This is a genomic window from Advenella sp. (assembly GCF_052108595.1).
Taxonomy (GTDB): domain Bacteria; phylum Pseudomonadota; class Gammaproteobacteria; order Burkholderiales; family Burkholderiaceae_B; genus Advenella.
The window spans coordinates 3,256-20,045 of the sequence record NZ_JBQEAU010000010.1 but is presented as its reverse complement, the minus strand read 5'-3'; the positions used below and the strand labels follow the sequence as shown (position 1 = coordinate 20,045).

The 16,790-nt window shown below is 55.3% G+C and carries 16 protein-coding genes; 11 read left to right on the top strand and 5 right to left on the bottom strand.

From position 1 onward, the window contains the following. Positions 1-82: 82 nt before the first annotated feature. Complete coding sequence (gene trpA / locus ACTIKR_RS03145) at positions 83-892, bottom strand: tryptophan synthase subunit alpha (protein ID WP_442327127.1); 810 nt, start codon at positions 890-892, stop codon at positions 83-85. Further along, on the bottom strand, positions 889-2,100 hold the full coding sequence (gene trpB / locus ACTIKR_RS03140) for a tryptophan synthase subunit beta (RefSeq protein ID WP_442327161.1): 1,212 nt from the start codon (positions 2,098-2,100) through the stop codon (positions 889-891). The genes trpA and trpB overlap by 4 nt, the downstream gene beginning before the upstream one ends. 136 nt (positions 2,101-2,236) lie before the next feature. On the opposite strand from trpB, the gene ACTIKR_RS03135 reads away from it, so the two are divergent. Both ACTIKR_RS03135 and ACTIKR_RS03130 read left to right on the top strand, forming a co-directional pair. Continuing rightward, positions 2,237-3,142, top strand: a complete 906-nt coding sequence (locus ACTIKR_RS03135; protein WP_442327126.1) for a LysR family transcriptional regulator — start codon at positions 2,237-2,239, stop codon at positions 3,140-3,142. 216 nt (positions 3,143-3,358) lie between these two features. Then, complete coding sequence (locus tag ACTIKR_RS03130; RefSeq protein ID WP_442327125.1) at positions 3,359-3,745, top strand: DUF2784 domain-containing protein; 387 nt, start codon at positions 3,359-3,361, stop codon at positions 3,743-3,745. Positions 3,746-3,907: 162 nt separating this feature from the next. Here ACTIKR_RS03130 and ycaC read toward each other — a convergent pair whose 3' ends face one another. Both ycaC and ACTIKR_RS03120 read right to left on the bottom strand, forming a co-directional pair. Next, entirely contained in the window at positions 3,908-4,552 is a 645-nt protein-coding gene (ycaC, locus tag ACTIKR_RS03125; protein ID WP_442327124.1) for an isochorismate family cysteine hydrolase YcaC, read from the bottom strand. A 91-nt stretch (positions 4,553-4,643) separates the two neighbouring features. Next, positions 4,644-5,522: a pirin family protein gene (locus tag ACTIKR_RS03120; RefSeq protein WP_442327123.1), complete on the bottom strand. Its 879-nt coding sequence runs from the start codon at positions 5,520-5,522 to the stop codon at positions 4,644-4,646. Positions 5,523-5,629: 107 nt separating this feature from the next. Here ACTIKR_RS03120 and ACTIKR_RS03115 point away from each other — a divergent pair, with 107 nt between their 5' ends. After that, the gene (locus ACTIKR_RS03115; protein WP_442327122.1) at positions 5,630-6,535 is read left to right on the top strand and encodes a LysR family transcriptional regulator; all 906 of its coding nucleotides are present in this window, start codon (positions 5,630-5,632) and stop codon (positions 6,533-6,535) included. A gap of 68 nt (positions 6,536-6,603) precedes the next feature. Further along, positions 6,604-7,311 (top strand): 7-cyano-7-deazaguanine synthase QueC, encoded by a 708-nt coding sequence (gene queC, locus ACTIKR_RS03110; RefSeq protein WP_442327121.1) that lies wholly within the window; start codon positions 6,604-6,606, stop codon positions 7,309-7,311. A 24-nt stretch (positions 7,312-7,335) separates the two neighbouring features. Here queC and ACTIKR_RS03105 read toward each other — a convergent pair whose 3' ends face one another. Continuing rightward, positions 7,336-8,184 carry a helix-turn-helix domain-containing protein gene (locus tag ACTIKR_RS03105; RefSeq protein ID WP_442327120.1) on the bottom strand — a complete coding sequence of 283 codons (849 nt, stop codon included), beginning with the start codon at positions 8,182-8,184 and terminating at the stop codon, positions 7,336-7,338. Positions 8,185-8,421: 237 nt separating this feature from the next. Here ACTIKR_RS03105 and ACTIKR_RS03100 point away from each other — a divergent pair, with 237 nt between their 5' ends. The 7 genes from ACTIKR_RS03100 (at position 8,422) to ACTIKR_RS03070 (ending at position 16,735) form a co-directional block, all read left to right on the top strand. Then, positions 8,422-9,375: a 4-hydroxyproline epimerase gene (locus tag ACTIKR_RS03100; protein WP_442327119.1), complete on the top strand. Its 954-nt coding sequence runs from the start codon at positions 8,422-8,424 to the stop codon at positions 9,373-9,375. Continuing rightward, entirely contained in the window at positions 9,335-10,705 is a 1,371-nt protein-coding gene (locus ACTIKR_RS03095; RefSeq protein WP_442327118.1) for an NAD(P)/FAD-dependent oxidoreductase, read from the top strand. Before ACTIKR_RS03100 ends, ACTIKR_RS03095 begins: the two co-directional genes overlap by 41 nt. Positions 10,706-10,754: 49 nt before the next feature. Continuing rightward, positions 10,755-11,618, top strand: coding sequence for a 4-hydroxy-tetrahydrodipicolinate synthase (dapA, locus tag ACTIKR_RS03090; protein WP_442327117.1), 864 nt, complete (start codon positions 10,755-10,757; stop codon positions 11,616-11,618). A 13-nt stretch (positions 11,619-11,631) separates the two neighbouring features. Continuing rightward, positions 11,632-13,113, top strand: coding sequence for an aldehyde dehydrogenase (locus ACTIKR_RS03085; RefSeq protein ID WP_442327116.1), 1,482 nt, complete (start codon positions 11,632-11,634; stop codon positions 13,111-13,113). A 111-nt stretch (positions 13,114-13,224) separates the two neighbouring features. After that, entirely contained in the window at positions 13,225-14,679 is a 1,455-nt protein-coding gene (locus ACTIKR_RS03080) for an alanine/glycine:cation symporter family protein (protein WP_193089460.1), read from the top strand. 282 nt (positions 14,680-14,961) lie between these two features. Further along, entirely contained in the window at positions 14,962-15,450 is a 489-nt protein-coding gene (locus ACTIKR_RS03075; RefSeq protein ID WP_442327115.1) for an EF-hand domain-containing protein, read from the top strand. Between the two features lie 298 nt (positions 15,451-15,748). Further along, on the top strand, positions 15,749-16,735 hold the full coding sequence (locus ACTIKR_RS03070) for an Lnb N-terminal periplasmic domain-containing protein (protein ID WP_442327114.1): 987 nt from the start codon (positions 15,749-15,751) through the stop codon (positions 16,733-16,735). Positions 16,736-16,790 lie beyond the last annotated feature (55 nt).

Below are 16,790 nucleotides of genomic sequence, written 5' to 3'. Positions count from 1 at the left end.
GTCGTTGGACAGATGGCCAGGTCGCGAACCTTCTCGCAGCCTGGCCATCTTTTTTCAATAACACATACGTAATGAACGCCAATCAGCCACGCGCCTTGCGCACCGCCTGGGCCAATTCACTGCACAGACCCAGCACATCGACCCGGGCCTGCTCACCACTGTTTGCCTCTGCAATCTTCTGCACCAACGCCGAGCCGACAACAACGCCATCGGCCACTCTGGCAATATTGGCCGCCTGTTCCGGAGTACGAATCCCGAAACCCACGCTTACCGGTAGATCGGTATGTCTGCGAATCCGTGTGACGGCTTGCTGAACATGCTCTATGGTCGCTGAACCGGCGCCGGTGGTGCCCGCAACAGAAACGTAATAGACAAAGCCGCCGGCATTGCCCAGGATCTGCTGCAAACGCGCGTCATCGCTGGTGGGTGTGGTCAAGCGTACAAAATCAATGCCGGCAGCCTGCGCCGGAAGACAAAGATCACGATCGTGTTCGGCTGGCAGATCTACCACAATCAGCCCATCCACCCCAGCCTTGCCTGCGTCGGCAATAAACCGATCCACGCCATAGCGATGAATAGGGTTGAAATACCCCATCAGCACAATTGGCGTTTCGTTGTCGTGCTGCCGAAACTCGCCGATCATTTTCAGGGTGGCGGCAACATTCTGACCCTGTGCCAGTGCGCGAAGGCTGGAAAGCTGAATGGCAGGACCGTCGGCCATCGGATCGGTAAACGGCATGCCCAGTTCGATAATATCGGCGCCCGCTTGTGGCAATCCGTTAAGAATGGCTGCGGCGGTATCATAGTCGGGATCACCGGCAGTCAGAAACGTGACCAGGGCCGCGCGATTCTCGTTCTTAAGTTGTGCAAAACGCTGTTGCAGGCGACTCATGCTTGTTGCTCCTTCTCTTTGCTATGTTGCATCACAGTTTGCATATCCTTGTCTCCGCGCCCGGACAGGTTCACGACCATCAGGTGATCCCTGGGCAGCAATGGCGCCTGCTTGAACGCTTCGGCCAGCGCATGAGCGCTTTCCAGCGCGGGAATAATACCTTCCAGGCGGCAACATTGATGCAGGGCGTCAAGCGCTTCATCGTCTGTTATTGCCGTATATTGCACACGTCCAATGCTGTGCAGCCAGGCATGCTCAGGACCGATGCCAGGATAATCCAGGCCGGCAGATATTGAATGAGCATCAATAATCTGCCCATCGTCATCCTGCAGCAAGAACGTGCGATTGCCGTGTAATACGCCAGGTACGCCCCCGTTCAGACTCGCCGCATGCTTGCCGCTTTCAATTCCATGGCCGGCCGCTTCTACGCCGATAATCTTCACATCCTTGTCATCCAGGAAATCATGGAACAGCCCAATGGCGTTGGAACCGCCCCCTACGCAGGCGACAAGCGAATCGGGCAGGCGGCCTTCCTGAGCCAACATCTGCTCACGGGTTTCCCGGCCGATCACTGCCTGGAAATCCCGGACCATAGTGGGATAGGGATGAGGGCCGGCCACCGTACCAATCAGATAATAAGTAGTGTCGACATTGGTGACCCAATCACGCAAGGCCTCGTTCATGGCGTCCTTTAACGTGCCAGTGCCTGCTGTGACAGGCAACACCTGCGCCCCCAGCAATTTCATACGAAATACGTTGGCCTGCTGGCGATCAATATCGGTGCTACCCATGTAAATGACGCATTGCAAACCAAAGCGGGCGGCAACAGTCGCTGTTGCGACCCCATGCATTCCGGCCCCGGTCTCGGCAATAATTCGTTTCTTGCCCATGCGTCGCGCCAGCAGAATCTGGCCGATACAGTTATTGATTTTGTGAGCCCCGGTATGATTGAGCTCCTCACGCTTGAGATAAATTTTTGCCCCGCCCAGGTGTTCGGTCAGCCGCTCTGCATAATAGAGCGGGTTGGGTCGTCCCACATAATCCCGCTGGAAATAGGCCAATTCCTTTTGAAAGCGCTCATCGGTCTTGGCTTTTTCGTATTCGGCAGCCAGTTCGTGAATCAGCGGCATCAGTGTTTCGGCCACGTATTGCCCGCCAAAGTCGCCAAACATCCCCGCCGCGCCTGTATCTGTATTCAATGAAACCATGGGTGTCCATTCTCCTGTCATTTGCTTTCCGCCAGTGTCGATCGGAAAGCCTGTTTCCATGAATACAGCATAAGCCAGCCGCCGTTATAAAAAAAGCGATAAAATAGCCCTGATATGTCAAATAAACTCACACATTATGCCCAGAGATATCCCACCCCTTAACGCCTTGCTTGCATTCGAAGCTGCAGCGCGCCTGCTCAGCGTGAGCAAAGCGGGAAATGAGCTGCACGTCACGCATGGGGCAATCAGCCGGCAGATCCGGGTACTTGAGTCTTCCCTTGGCATTGCGCTCATCGAGAAAGACGGACGTGGTATAAAACTCACAGATTCCGGCCTATTGCTGCGTGACGCCAGCGCCGCGGCCTTTGACCGGGTACGCAGCGCCTGCGCCGAGCTCCGCCATCGTAGCGGTAACCTGCCGTTTGTGCTTGCCTGTCCGGGCAGCCTGTTGGCGCGCTGGTTCATCCCCAGGCTGGAAAAACTCAATCAGGACCTGCCCCAATTGCGATTGCAATTGACTGCGGGAGAAGGAGAACTGGACCCACGCAATCCCAATGTCGACGCAACCCTTTGCTTTGCAGCCCCTCCCTGGCCTGATGACATGCTCGTGCATGACCTGGGCGCGGAATATATCGGCGCCGTGATCAGTCCGAGATATGTCAACTATGGTTCCCTGGTTGACGCCCCGGTAAGCGCGCTATTGAACGAGCCGCTTATGTATCCGGCGTCCCGGCCGCAGGCTTGGGTCCAATGGGCGCAGGCAAACCAATTACCCGCCGACAATCTGCAGTTGGGTACCGCATTCGAGCATCTTTATTACCTTCTGGAAGCGGCTACGGCAGGCCTGGGCGTGGCTATCGCCCCCAAACAGGTCGTCGCCGATGACCTGGCCGCCCGGCGGCTGGAAGCGCCCTGGGGCTTTGTGCAAACGAGCGCACGCTTAAGTCTTTGGGTGCCGCGAGCCCGTGCGGATCAGCGCTCTGCCCTGCTGGCAGATTGGCTGGGCAAGGCGCTGGATTTCGCAGGCCAGCCCAAATCCTAGTATTTATACATTTGTGATAAATCGCCTGCTGCCCTAGAATATACGCAAGGCTGGCCGTTCATACCACTTACGCCCCGCCTGTCCGTCATACACGCTCACAGCATTGCAAGCACGCCACCGTGAACAGATGCGGGCGGTGTATAGATGACTGGCGTAGCTTGCATGGTCCAGGCAGCGATTATGTTACTTCCTGCCAAGAGTGCCAATAGGAAAACCATGATTTATCGCGTGCTTGCCGACCTGGTTCTGGTTGCGCATTTTGCCTTTATTCTGTTTGCCATATTCGGCGGGCTGCTTGTTTTGCTGCGCTTTCACATTATCTGGCTGCATGTACCGGCGCTGGTCTGGGGCGCCGCCATTGTCGGGCTGGGCGCCATCTGCCCGTTGACACCACTGGAAAATACATTACGGGACATGGCAGGACAACAAGCCTATACCGGCGGTTTTCTGGAGCATTATCTGTTACTGGCCATTTACCCGCCAGGGCTTACCCGGGAAGTACAGGTACTGTTGGCGGCCGGCCTGGTTATCCTGAATGTCATTATTTATATCCTGGTGTGGCGACGCTATGGCAGACAGAAAACGGCCGACAGAAACCACTGAAGAGCACCCGCGGGCGCTCCATGCACTATACCAACACGGATTCGGGCTGAACACCAGACGGCATCCGTTACAGTGATCGACAGCTCTGATGCACCGCTCTACTGGGGATGGCCGGTGCTGGTCAATACAACCAGCTCGGGTCAGCATCGGCAGTGCCAGGGCTTACTTTCCGGAGGTCAGCTTGGCATGGCTGGTCATCAGGTTTCGATAGTCTGGAATGTGGTTGGAGAAAAGGGTTCCCAGGCCTTCTATATCATTTCGCCAGTCGCGGTGCAGCTCGGCTGCCAGCCCGAACCAGGTCATGAGCTGAGCGCCCGCTGCCGACATGCGATTCCATGCGGAATGGCGTGTGATCTCATTGAATGTGCCTGAAGCGTCTGTTACCACAAACACCTCATACCCGGCCTCAATGGCTGACAAGGCAGGAAACGCGACGCACACCTCGGTTACCACACCTGCAATAATCAGCTGCTTTTTGCCAGTCGCTTCAATCGCCTTGACGAAATCTTCATTGTCCCAGGCATTGATCTGGCCCGGACGTGCGATATAAGACGCATCGGGAAAGGCCTCTTTCAACTCGGGTACCAGGGGACCATTGGGGCCTTCCTCGAAACTGGTCGTAAGAATAGTCGGCAACTTAAAATAGTTGGCCAGATCGGCCAAGGCCAACACGTTGTTTTTGAATTTGTCCGGATCAATGTCCCGCACCAGGGAAAGCAGGCCGGTTTGGTGATCGACCAGAAGCACTGCAGCCTGATCCTTGTCCAGACGCTTGTATGTTGTTGATTGAGTGGATGAAGCGCTCATTGTTTATTCTCCTGAATAATAAAAAAATACTGCAACACACATGTTTCGCGATGGGCAGGGCGCCCATCGCTTTAAAAATACAGCAAGACCGCTATGGTGCTGATACTTCAGTCATCTGGCCAAAACGACCGCTATTGAAGTCGCTGATGGCCTGGGCAATCTGGTCCTGGCTATTCATGACAAACGGGCCATAGCCCACAATCGGCTCATCAATCGGCTCGCCACTGAGCAACAAGACAACGGCATCGTTGTTTGCCTCGATAGCCATATGGCGATCGGCTTGGTCCAGCACTACCAGTTGCGCTTCGCGCGCCACCGTATCGCCGTTGACCAGCACGGTTCCACGCAACACCACCAACGCAGTGCTCCAGCCTTCAGGGACCTCAAACTCGGTAATGCCGCCTTGCCTGATGCGCATATCCCAGACATGCATTGGCGTAAACGTGCGTGCAGGTCCTTTCTCTTGCCCATATTCACCTGCAATCACGCGTACCGAGCCAGCGTCATTCGGCAGCGCGACCACGGGTATATCTCTATCGAGCACCGCCTGATAACCCGGCGCGGCCATTTTGTCTTTGGCCGGCAAATTGACCCACAGCTGCACCATTTCCATCGCGCCACCCTGGGTGGTGAATGCCTCTGAGTGAAACTCCTCATGCAATATGCCGGCGCCCGCCGTCATCCATTGCACATCGCCGGGGCCAATCGTGCCGCCCTGCCCGGTTGAATCGCGATGGCTAACTTCGCCCTTATAGACGATCGTAACCGTCTCGAAACCCCGATGCGGATGCTGGCCCACCCCCCGTTTTTGCCTGGCTGGCTCAAAATCGGCCGGACCGGCATAGTCCAGCAGCAAAAAGGGGCTCAGTTGTTTGCCATGGCTTTGATACGAAAACATGGACCTGACGGGAAAACCATCTCCTACCCAATGAGGGCGGGGTGCGCTATAGATTCCAAGTACTTTTTTCATTTCGTCATCTCCTTGTAGTGACAGTACAGATAGCATAAACTTGGAACGAATTTTCCGGTAGATCTAAAAATTGGAGACATCGTTCCAGCAATGGAACGATAAATAGGATGCAAGACCTCAATAATCTTTATTACTTCGTGCAGATTGTCGATCACAAGGGCTTGGCGCCTGCCGGCAGAGCGCTTGGCATCCCCAAATCCACACTCAGCCGCAAGCTCAGAATGCTGGAAGAACAATTGGGCGTACGTCTGATACATCGTTCCACCCGCCAATTCGGCGTGACCGACGTCGGTCTGGCATATTACGAACACTGCAAAGCCATGCTGATCGAGGCCGACGCCGCCCAGGCGATCATCGATATGACCCGGGCCGAGCCGCGGGGCGTCATACGCATCAGTTGTCCCATCGCCCTGCTTCAAACAAATGTGGGGTGCATGCTTGCCGACTTCATGATGCTGTACCCGCAAGTTACCATACAGATCGACGCCACCAATCGGCGGGTTGACCCTGTGGCAGAGGCCATTGATATTGCCCTTCGTGTACGCCCGCCACCGATACAGGACAGCAATCTGATCATGCGCACTCTGTCTGACCGTAGTCAGTGCCTGGTCGCCAGCCCTGCGCTGGTGGAACGCCATGGCCTTCCTGCCGCGCCGGCCGACCTGGCGGACTGGCCCAGCCTTGGCTTGGGTCAGCCGCAACAGCAATATGCCTGGACATTATTCGGGCCAGACTCTGCCCAGGCCGTGATTCATCACTTTCCCCGCCTGATCACAACCGACATGATCGGCCTGCGTATTGCAGCCCTGGCGAGCGTCGGCATCGTGCAGTTGCCAACCCTGATGGTCTGTGATCAGCTCGCACAAGGCACACTGGTCAGGCCGCTTCCCGATTGGAGACCCCGGCGCGAAATCATCCATGCGGTGTTTTCATCGCGACGCGGCCAGATGCCAGCCGTGCGGGCGTTGATTGACTACCTGGTCCAGCGCTTTGATGCACTGGAGGAGGATTGAAACGCCACCGGCACGTGGGCTTGATATGATAGCGGTCAGTCCACTTTATATTACACAGGAAATATGACATGAATAACAAGGCGCTTGTCCTTTTTTCCGGTGGCCAGGATTCCACCACCTGTCTGGCCTGGGCGCTGGACCGGTACCAATATGTAGAAACCATTGGCTTTTCCTATGGGCAACGGCACGCCATTGAATTGACGTGCCGCGATCAGGTCATCGAACAGTTGCGCGTGCACTTTCCCGCCTGGAGCGCCAGGCTTGGCAATGATCATATGCTTGATCTTTCAGTACTGGGGCAAATCAGCGATACTGCACTGACGCAGGACAAAGCCATTGAGTTCGAACAAAGCGGCCTGCCCAACACCTTTGTACCCGGGCGCAACCTGCTGTTCTTCAACTTTGCCGCTGCGCTGGCGTACCGGCGCGGGCTGGAAGTACTGGTTGGCGGCATGTGCGAAACCGACTATTCTGGCTATCCCGATTGCCGCGACAATACGCTCAAATCGCTGCAGGTCTCACTCAGTCTGGGCCTGGATCGACCCATGGTGATTGAAACCCCGTTGATGTGGATCGATAAGGAAAAAACCTGGGACATGGCAAGAACACTGGGCGGACAACCGCTGGTGCAGCTCATTGAAGAGCACACTCATACCTGTTATCTGGGAGACCGGCAACATCGCCATCCATGGGGTTACGGCTGCAATCAATGCCCGGCCTGTGACCTGCGACGCAAGGGTTATGAACTGTACAAAAGCGCCCACGAAAACCATTGAACCACGCCACCCACAGGGCGGCTGCTACACTATTGCGTGATGGCCCGCTCTTTTTTCCTTGAATTGCGAAGGTGATACGCCCGTAAGCTGCTTGAACTGCCGACTGAATGCGCTATGGTCTGTATAACCACAACGAGCGGAGATCTCGGTAATTGTCATGTTCTGATCAAGCAGGCGCAGCGCATGCTCCAAGCGGGTTTTCTGAATGAACTGCAGGGGGGTCATATGGAATATTTTCTTGAAGTTTCGCTCCAGCTGCGACATCGATAGCCCTGAAATATCGGCCAGCGTCTCCATGCGGATCACCTGATCAAAATGCGTACGCACATAACTTTCTACTTTCTCCAGTCTTTCATTGGTGCCAGGCTGGTTCAGTTCGTCCGACTGGATATCGACAGACACGCCGGCCATCGCGATAATGTCGCCGCAAGCACCGTATATCGGCATTTTGTGCGTCAGGCACCAGCCAAGCTCACCTGAACTGTAAAAGTGCAGCTCAAGCTTGTCGGCAATGCTATTGCCGGTATGCAGCACACGATAATCCTGCTCCGTATACTCATTACCCTGTCGCGTATTGAACACGTCCCGCGACGGCTTGCCGAGCACATCTGCCACACACTCAAGACCGCAACGCTTGGCCAATGTCTGGTTGACCAGGACATACTCTGCGCGCGTGTTCTTGATAAAAAACACGACATTGGGTAAAGCATCGAAAATCGGCGCAAGAATCGACAGATGACTCAATAGCGCTTCCAGGTTCTGCGGCCGAAAGTTCTCAGCCACCGCATTGACCAGCTCCGCAATGGGTGCAGCTTCAGGCGGTCTGCCTGAAAGAAGCGGATCGCGTCTCGATAAGGAAAGTTCATTTGCCATTTGCATTTTTCATTTTTCATTCTGCCCGCGTTGCAGCCACAAGCGGACTTGGGAAAATCCTGATCATTCCCGCAAGCGGTGCATATTGCCGATATTACCACCGCCCTGCAAACCCGGCTATGCAGTTTTCGACATAGAAATGGAGAAAACGGTCAAGACATGGACTGCTATTTCCATCAAGCTAATCAGGACTCGATGCACATTCATCCCTTTCCTGTTTTAGCGAAGACACCATTTATGCATGATCGATATAAAAAACTGCACGTCATCGACTCCCATACTGAAGGAGAGCCGACCCGATTGGTCTACGAAGGATTTCCCAGCCTGGGCGGCGGCTCCATGGCCGATAAGCTGGATATCTTCAAAGAAAAATACGACATGCTACGCCGGGCGATTATCCTGGAGCCGCGTGGCAACGACATACTGGTCGGCGCATTGCTGTGTGAACCGATAGATCCGCAAGCGACTGCCGGGGTTATTTTCTTCAATAACAGCGGGTATCTGGGCATGTGCGGACATGGCACCATTGGTCTGATCGCATCGCTCGCCTATCTGGGACGTATTCAGGCCGGGGAGCATACGATCGAGACACCGGTAGGCAATGTTCATTGCACCCTGCATGAGGACGGCAGTGTATCAGTGCGCAATGTGCGATCCTGGCGGTATCGCAAGGACGTCACAGTGCAGGTGCCCGAAATCGGTCCGGTCACAGGCGATATAGCCTGGGGCGGCAACTGGTTTTTCCTGGTGAACCAGGCGCTTGCTGATATTCATATTGACAATGTCGATCAGTTGACTCACATCAGTTGGGCCATTCGACAGGCACTTACCGCCGCTGGCATTACCGGAGAAAGTGGCGGTGATATTGATCATATCGAACTGTTCGGGCAGTCCGCCTCGGCCGATAGCCAGAGTTTTGTCCTGTGTCCGGGCAAGGCCTATGATCGCTCACCTTGCGGAACGGGAACAAGCGCCAAACTGGCGTGCCTGGCTGCAGACAGGTTGCTTGAACCCGGGCAAAGCTGGCGCCAGGCCAGTGTGATCGGCAGCCATTTTACTGCCTATTATCGCCCGGAGGTCAGTGGCGACGGGATCGTGCCTGTGATCCGCGGCAATGCCTATATGTGCGCCGAGAACTGCCTGATTCTTGATGACCGTGATCCTTTCAAATGGGGGATCGCTGCACAATGAACAGCACCGCTTTGTTTCCCGCTGCAGCCTCACCACGCTCCTGGTATTTTCAGACGTGACAAGCGCGCCCTCTTGCGCTCGCGTAATTGTCATTGGCGCAGGCATCATCGGCCTGAGCATTGCGGTCAGCCTGCAACGCGCAGGCGTGCAAGTGGTCTTGCTGGAGACGAACACGGCCGGTGGTGGCGCCTCTTGCGGCAATGCAGGGCATATTGCCATTGAGCAGGTTTTCCCCATTGCCGATCTGGCTATTGTCCGGCAATTGCCACGCATGCTGCTGGACCCCATGGGTCCGTTGCGACTGGACTGGCGCTATCTTGCGCAGGTCATGCCGTGGCTGTTCAAATTGCTGGCCAATATGCGCCCCGCCCGCGCAGAGCAAATCCATCAGGCCTTGCTGGCGCTTAACCAACAGAGCCTGAACGCGTGGCAGACGTTCTCCGAGGAATGGGGCTTGTCGCAATGGATCCGACTACAGGGATCGTTGTTGCTGGCAGAAAACCCGGCAAGCGTCTCCGGATTACAACAGCATGGCGCACGCCTGAATGCCATGGGCATTGCCAATAACTGGCTGGATACGAACGCATTGCGCGAACGGGAGCCCGCACTGGCAGCCAATCAGCTGGGCGCGCTTTTCTATCCTCAGACCGGTCATGTGACAAACCTGAATGCCATGACCGGACATTTAAAGACCGCATTCACGCAAATGGGCGGCCAGCTATACGAAGGTTGCAAGGTTTTGCAGGCAGGCGTTCGGGACGATCACACTGTGCTATTGCATACGTCATCGGGCCAGTGGTGCGCAAAGCATGTTGTCGTTTGTGCAGGCGCCCATTCCAGACCGCTGGTGCGCCAGCTTACAGGCGTTGATGTGCCACTGGACACCGAGCGCGGCTATCACCTGATGCTGCCGAACGAAACAGCACGACTGTCTGTCCCGGTATCGAGCATCGACCGGCGCTTCATCATGACGCCAATGCAGGAGGGGTTGAGGCTGGCCGGAACAGTGGAATTTGCCGGTTTGCAGGCACCGCCCAACATGCAGCGCGCGCAGCAATTGCTGCAACTGGCGCAGCCGATGATGAACGCCCCCCTGGATAATTCGGATGCGACATCCTGGATGGGCTTTCGTCCCTCCATTGCCGACTCGCTGCCGGTCATCGATCGACAGGGGCCGGTGCTGCTGGCGTTTGGTCATCAACACCTGGGACTGACCCAGGCTGCCGTTACCGCTGAACTGATCCAGGCACTGTACTTCAATACCGAGCCGGGCATTGACATACGCCCCTATCGCTTACACCGTTTTAGCTGCGCAGAAACTTCGTTTTAGCTGCGCAAAAACTCCGTTTTCACGCATCTCATCAAAAAGGAGCAACACAATGAATCTGAATGGCATTCTGGTACCCATGGTTACACCGTTTGACTCGAATAACAAAGTCGATACAGCCCGTCTGCATGAACTGGCGCTGGCCTATATCGACAAAGGAGTGACCGGCCTGGTGGCCTGCGGCACCACCGGGGAATATTACACTTTTTCGGAAGAAGAACGCGCCACGGTCCTGCAGACAATCGCCCAGGCAGGCAAAGGCAAGGCGACGCTGATCGCCGGAATCAGCGACTTGTCCGCCGACGTTGCGGTACGCCGTGCACACGAAGCCAAGCGTCTGGGCTACGACGGCCTGATGCTGTCGGTCCCGCCCTATAGCCTGCCCAGCCAGGAGGGAATCATTGCATTTTTTGAATATGTCGCGTCAGCCACTGACTTGCCTATCATCATGTACAACTTCCCCGCGCGCGTCGGCGTCGAAATCGAGTTCGATACGGTAGCACGCCTGGCGCGCCATCCCAACATCAAGGCAATCAAGGAAAGCAGTGGCAATTTCAGTCAGGCATTACGCATGATTCAGGCCAACTTCGATAATTTCCAGGTGATTTGCGGTTGTGATGATCAGCCAGTCGACTATTTTTTCTGGGGCGCCAGCAGCTGGATTGCAGGTGCCGCGAATGTTTTCCCGGACGAGCAAATTGCCTTGTTCAACGCAGCCGCCAGCAAGGATTGGGACATGGCAAAAAAAATCATGACCGATATGTATCCGGCCATCCACTCCATGGAGTCTGGCAACTACAACCAGAAGGCAAAAATCGGCTGCCTGCGCGGCACGTTCGATGCAGGCAATGTCCGTCTGCCGCTGGCCAATCTGTCCGACAACGAGAAGCAGGAATTTCTTGCGCTGCTCAAATAAACCGGAGTTTGAGATGACATTGACCAAAGACACCATTTTTGAACAGGCGGGCCGGGCAGAACTCTGGGCCGGCCACCTGATCCCGAATCACAGTAGCACAGGCGGCAAACTGGAGAACCGCAGCCCGATCGACAACTCGGTGATCGGCCATATTGCCGACGGTGAGGGTCGCGACATAGATGCAGCTGTCACCGCTGCGCGCGCTTCGTTTGTGTCAGGTGAGTGGTCGGAACTTGCGCCGGCAGAACGAAAGCAAATTCTGTTGCGCTGGGCCGCCCTGCTCCAGGCCAACCTGGAAGAACTGGCGGCACTCGACTGTATCGATGCAGGCAAGCCGATTACTGAATGCATCAACACCGATATGCCGGCCACCATCGAGACGTTTTACTGGTACGCAGAAGTCATCGACAAACTGTTCGACAAGGTGGCGCCTACTGGAAAAGAAGCGTTGGGCCTGGTTGTCAGGGAGCCCATGGGCGTCGTTGGGGTTGTCCTGCCATGGAATTTTCCTGCCCAGATGTTCGCTTGGAAAGTGGCGCCCGCACTGGCGGCCGGCAATTCAGTTGTGGTCAAGCCTGCAGAACTGACCTCGCTCAGCGCCTATCGCATGGTGCAGCTGGCGCATCAGGCGGGCGTGCCGCCGGGTGCGCTCACACTGGTTTGCGGCCTGGGGGAAAAGGTAGGCGAAGCACTAGGTCGACATGATGACGTCGACATGGTCTCCTTTACCGGTTCCACCGAAGTGGGTCGTTATTTTCTGCAGTATTCAGCCCAAAGCAATTTGAAGGAAATCGTGCTCGAGTGCGGAGGAAAAAGCCCGCAAATCGTTTTCGAAGATGCCGATCTGGATGCCGCCGTACCATCCATCCTGGCTGCTGCGTTCTGGAACATGAGCGAAAATTGCAGCTGCGGATCCCGGCTGATTGTGCACGCATCCATCAAAGAGGCACTTCTGGCCAGACTCAAGGCAGGGCTGGCCGACTGGCAAGTGGGCGATCCACGCGATGAGACAGTCGCCATCGGTCCAATGATCGAACAGGCCCATTTCGACAAGGTCAAAACCTATCTGGAGAAAACGCTGGCCCAGGGAGGCACGCTGGTCGCAGGCGGCAATATTCACGAAGGCCTGGGAAGCGGATGGTATATCGAACCGACCATCTTCGACAATATCACACCTGAAATGACCATTTTCCAGGAAGAAGTATTTGGCCCATTGCTGGCAGTGACCAGTTTCAACACGGACCAGCAGGCCATTGATCTTGCCAACAACTCCAACTACGGATTGGCCGCATCCTTTTACACACGCAGCCTGAGACGAGCCCATCATGTTGCCCGAGCCGTCAAGGCCGGTACGGTGTCGGTTAACGGCTTCTCGGAAGGCAGCATTGCAACGCCTTTTGGCGGCTACAAGCAGTCCGGTTTCGGTGGTCGGGACAAGGGTGTAGAGGCGCTTGACCAGTATTTGCAAACCAAAACCATCTGGTATGTGAACTGACTGCATGACAAGGCAAACCGGTACGTCCGGTCTGCCTTTTTTTTACCCGCTTGATTACAAAAACTACGCTGGCAGAACATGCCACGACCGCTTGCAAAGGAGAAGTCAATCATGGAGCAACTCGTCAATACCCTGGTCGGGTATATCTGGGGGGACACCCTCGTGTATCTTGCATTGGGTGTGGGTCTTTACTTTACCATCATCACCCGCGCCGTTCAGTTCAGATATTTTTTCGAAATGATTCGGCTGTTGCGCGAACGCAAGGAATCTGCCGATGGCATCTCTTCCTTTCAGGCATTTTGCATGGCGCTATCGGGCCGCGTGGGTGTGGGCAATATCGCAGGGGTGGCTACTGCCATTGCGGCAGGCGGGCCGGGCGCCGTTTTCTGGATGATCGTGATGGCATTACTGGGCGGCGCCAGTGCATTTATTGAATCAACCCTGGCGCAAGTGTACAAGGAGCGGGCAGACGACCAGTATCGCGGCGGCTCGCCCTACTATATCGAAAAAGGCCTGGGCCTGAAGGCCTTCGCAGTCGTGGCAGCAACGGTCATTTGCCTTTCCTATGGCGTGCTGGTGCCTGGGATACAGGCCAACACCATTGCCGAATCCTTTTCGACCGCCTTCGGACTGCCTTCGTACATCACTGGCCTCATTGTGACTGCGTTACTCGGCCTGATCATCTTCGGAGGCATCAAGCGCATTGCCCGGGTCGCCGATAAGGTCGTGCCGGTCATGGCTATTGCCTATGTCATATTGATGGTGATCATTCTGGGGGCGAACGTCGAAAAAATTCCTGCACTGCTGCAACTTATTGTCGCCAGCGCTTTTGGCGCCGATGCCGTTTTCGGTGGCATTGTCGGAACCGCCATTGCATGGGGAGTACGCCGCGCGGTATTTTCCAATGTCGCCGGGGCAGGTGAAGCCACCTTCAGCTCGGCTGCTGCGGAAGTCTCGCATCCGGCCAAACAGGGACTGGTACAGGGCTTCTCGGTCTATATCGACACTGTCCTCGTATGCACCGCTACGGCATTGATGATCCTGATGACCGAGTCATACAACGTTATCCCGCCTGGCGCGGCGTCGCCGCTGGTAGAACATGTACCAGGACTGGTTGCCGGCACTGCGTATACCCAGACGGCAGTGTCCACCCTTTTTGCCGACTATGGCAGTGGCTTTGTCGCCGTTGCGATCTTCCTCTTTGCCTTTACCACGCTGATGGCTTACTACTACATCGCTGAAACCACCATGGTGTATCTGGACAGTAAATTGCGCTATCCCATACTGAAATTCGTATTGAAAATTGTGTTTCTCGTTGTCGTCTATCTGGGCAGCGTCGAGTCGGTCAGCCTGATGTGGGGCCTGGGTGATATCGGCTTTGGCAGTATGTGCTACCTGAACTTTGTAGCCATTGTGCTGTTGAGCAAACCGGCGATCAAGGTGCTCAAGGATTATGACCGTCAGAAAAAAGCCGGTCTGGACCCCGTGTTTGATCCCCGGATAGCAGGCGTAGACAATGCAGACTTCTGGATTGAGTATAGCGAGAAAGCCAATAAAACCCGCTAATTAGTGCGGCATGGCGGCCGCAGCGGCGCACGCTGCTGTCCGCCACAGCAACAGGGGTAAATCTGTGATGAAATACAGGAAAACAGGCCCGCCACGCCTGCTTTTGCAGCGAATCAAACCGTTACATCTCCTCATTATTCCAAATGAAATAGCCGATTGAATGGTGTTAGTATAAAAAGTCGATTTGGTGCTGCAGGAGCCTGTCGTTCACCACAAACCTGTCGCAACGGGCATTTACAGGTAGCTTTTTGCCTGTCGCCGTTAAAGAAAGGAGTTTCATATATGAGTAACACATTTTTGAGAAGCAAAACTGCCGCCGCTTTATTCGCAGTCAGCGCCAGCCTTGGCTCTGCCATGTTTCTCGCCAATAGCGCCACGGCCCAGACAACGAATCAGGGTACCGGCCAGACCATGGAACAACCATCAGGACAGGCAGCACCGTCCGCAGGTGGCCAGGGCATGCCCCAGGCTGCCATGCCATCGAGTGGTGGAGAAATCCCGCAAGATCAACTGGTCAAGCTTGATTTGAACAAGGATGGCGCTGTTGGCAGAGAAGAATACAATCAGGCAATGGCCGCCGCATTCAAAAATCTGGACAAGAACAGCGACAACGCGCTGACAGCAGAAGAAGTCGGAACTATTCTGACGACAGAGCAGTTTGCCGCCGTTGATGCCAACAAGGATGGCAAGATCAGTAGTGACGAGATGATCACACAGGTCACCAGTGACTTTGATGCTGCTGACACCAATAAAGACGGTCAGCTCAAATAACAGACGCCCGGACAAGCCGGGCTTTACTCATAATGGCCACGGCTGACAACACTGACGCAGCCAAACGAATCACACCGTGCTGACACCACGGTGTGTTTTTTTGGGCCGGGTATAAGCAGGCGCAGGTGACGGTGACGGCGGCCCCGCCACTCATATCGTTGCTAAGCAGGCCTGCAAGGCAGCACATAACCGAGCACCTGCAACGGCGCCCGCAGACGGGTGCCCTGGCGCTTGTCTTTAAAGAATCATCAAATTACTGTAATATGGTTTACCGTTGTTTTCTCTGGCAATTATCACAATGATAATAACGTTGGCATTCATTGTCATCGCCGTTTTTATCTGGGGCACGCTGGCGTTATGGGTGCAGTTCACCCGTCAGAAAGTGCGGCGCAGATTGCTGATCGCTCTGTGGGCGCTGGTCAGCGCCCTCTTTGTGGCCGCCCTGCTCAATCCGACCATTGAACCCCTGCAAACCATCGCCGGCATCACCTATACCCTGTCGATACTGGCGCTGGTGTACTGGTGGCGAACTATTCGTGCCGCCAACGATCGCAACTGGATACCCGATGTATCTCGCCAGGCGCACGGCTCACTGGCTGGCAATACCATGACGATTGAAAACGTACGCAATTTCATCTGGCATTCGCCCGAGCTCTTTACGGAACAATGGGAGACCAGGCAGTATGATTTGAGCAAACTGACGTCGGTAGATCTTGTCCTTTCCTACTGGAGCGGCCCCGCCATTGCACATGCACTGGTTTCTTTCGGTTTCAACGATGATGAGCATCTGGTTTTTTCAGTCGAGATCCGCCGTAAAGTTGGCGATGCCTTCTCCGAGCTGGGCGGTTTTTTCAAAATGTACGAATTGAGCATTGTCGCAGCCGATGAAAAGGATGTGCTTTTCGTGCGCAGCAATATCCGTCAGGAAGACGGTTATTTATATCGTGTGCATATGGCGCCGGCGGCACGGCAATCGCTGCTGTTGGCATATCTGGACGAAGCCAACCGGCTGGTTCACACGCCACGTTTTTACCATACCATCACGGCAAATTGTACGACGCTGATATTCCGGATGATGGATCGTATTGTGCCCGGGCTACCACTGAACTGGCGACTGCTGGCTTCCGGCTACCTGCCGGAGTATTTGTACAAGGTCGGCGCTTTGCGAGGTGCCGATTCAATCAAGGAATATCGCAACCGCGCACGCTATACAGATCGGGCGCGCGCCAACCCGGATGGCAGCAACTACTCGCGTGTCATCCGCGATGGCGTGCCAGGCATCTGAATCACGGCGTGAGCCGCACAGCCATGATGAATCATAAGGACAGCCGGTAGGATCG

Coding starts and splice junctions, on each gene's coding strand:
- ACTIKR_RS03130 (WP_442327125.1), top strand. CDS start 3,359: ATGATTTATCGCGTGCTTGCCGACCTGGTTCTGGTTGCGCATTTTGCC.
- ACTIKR_RS03080 (WP_193089460.1), top strand. CDS start 13,225: ATGGAGCAACTCGTCAATACCCTGGTCGGGTATATCTGGGGGGACACC.
- ACTIKR_RS03075 (WP_442327115.1), top strand. CDS start 14,962: ATGAGTAACACATTTTTGAGAAGCAAAACTGCCGCCGCTTTATTCGCA.
- dapA (WP_442327117.1), top strand. CDS start 10,755: ATGAATCTGAATGGCATTCTGGTACCCATGGTTACACCGTTTGACTCG.
- trpB (WP_442327161.1), bottom strand. CDS start 2,100: ATGGTTTCATTGAATACAGATACAGGCGCGGCGGGGATGTTTGGCGAC.
- ACTIKR_RS03070 (WP_442327114.1), top strand. CDS start 15,749: ATGATAATAACGTTGGCATTCATTGTCATCGCCGTTTTTATCTGGGGC.
- ACTIKR_RS03105 (WP_442327120.1), bottom strand. CDS start 8,184: ATGGCAAATGAACTTTCCTTATCGAGACGCGATCCGCTTCTTTCAGGC.
- ACTIKR_RS03115 (WP_442327122.1), top strand. CDS start 5,630: ATGCAAGACCTCAATAATCTTTATTACTTCGTGCAGATTGTCGATCAC.
- ycaC (WP_442327124.1), bottom strand. CDS start 4,552: ATGAGCGCTTCATCCACTCAATCAACAACATACAAGCGTCTGGACAAG.
- ACTIKR_RS03100 (WP_442327119.1), top strand. CDS start 8,422: ATGCATGATCGATATAAAAAACTGCACGTCATCGACTCCCATACTGAA.
- trpA (WP_442327127.1), bottom strand. CDS start 892: ATGAGTCGCCTGCAACAGCGTTTTGCACAACTTAAGAACGAGAATCGC.
- ACTIKR_RS03120 (WP_442327123.1), bottom strand. CDS start 5,522: ATGAAAAAAGTACTTGGAATCTATAGCGCACCCCGCCCTCATTGGGTA.
- ACTIKR_RS03135 (WP_442327126.1), top strand. CDS start 2,237: ATGCCCAGAGATATCCCACCCCTTAACGCCTTGCTTGCATTCGAAGCT.
- queC (WP_442327121.1), top strand. CDS start 6,604: ATGAATAACAAGGCGCTTGTCCTTTTTTCCGGTGGCCAGGATTCCACC.
- ACTIKR_RS03085 (WP_442327116.1), top strand. CDS start 11,632: ATGACATTGACCAAAGACACCATTTTTGAACAGGCGGGCCGGGCAGAA.
- ACTIKR_RS03095 (WP_442327118.1), top strand. CDS start 9,335: ATGACCGTGATCCTTTCAAATGGGGGATCGCTGCACAATGAACAGCAC.